Origin of the sequence: Campylobacter volucris, from assembly GCF_008011665.1 — a bacterium.
GTDB classification, from domain to species: domain Bacteria; phylum Campylobacterota; class Campylobacteria; order Campylobacterales; family Campylobacteraceae; genus Campylobacter_D; species Campylobacter_D volucris_A.
Window position 1 is genome coordinate 1 of the sequence record NZ_VOWJ01000015.1, and the last position, 784, is coordinate 784.

Annotated in this window: 1 protein-coding gene; it reads right to left on the reverse strand. The window is 29.1% G+C overall.

Annotation, left to right across the window (positions count from 1 at the left end; genetic code table 11):
- Positions 1-91 precede the first annotated feature (91 nt).
- A partial coding sequence (locus FPD38_RS02520) for an ankyrin repeat domain-containing protein (protein WP_147555225.1) occupies positions 92-784 on the reverse strand: 693 nt, incomplete at its 5' end.

Genomic DNA, 784 nt, shown 5'->3' on the forward strand with positions numbered 1-784 from the left:
TACCTTTTGTATATATTCATCATCCAATAATTTTTTATTTTTCATTATCTCTCCTTATAATTTGTTTTAGCTAAAGTCAATTTTTATCCCTTTACCCATTTTCCTTAGCCTTTTTTATAGCATCGTTTAGTAATTTACAATATTTTTCCATATAGCTTTCATCTTTTTCGCACTCTTCACTATCCCAGTATATATTGTATTTTTTGTCAAGTTGAGCTGAAGTCATTGCTCCTGCATCTTTTAAAAGCTTTTTATTTCTAGATCCTTTTGCATTATCTAAAGGAGATGTTGGGGTGATAAAATTTACATTAGCTCCAAGTTCGATTAAAAGCTGTGTAACCTTATAAGTTTCTGCTTCTTTTACAGCTTCAAATAAAAGGGTTTCATTGTATTCGCTTTTTGGATCAAGCAAGGTTTGCATATCTACATTAGCTCCTCCTTTAATAGCTAGTTCTAATAATTCATAATTATTTTGTCTAGCCCAAAAATGCATAGGAGTCCTACCGGAATATCCCTCATCATGCACTTCAAATTTAGCTCCACGATTGACTAGATACTGTATGATTTGAGAATTTGGATTATCAGCATTGAGTATATAATCATAGATTAGAGCGTTTTGATAAATACAAGGATCATCTTCTACTTCTTTCATTAAGATGTATTTATCATTAGCTTCTTTGATATATTTCATATCATGAAAAGCAAAGTTATATTTAGGATCTTTTAAACTTAAACCATACTCATCAAATAAATAATCTAAAATAGAAAAATCATTATTATTATC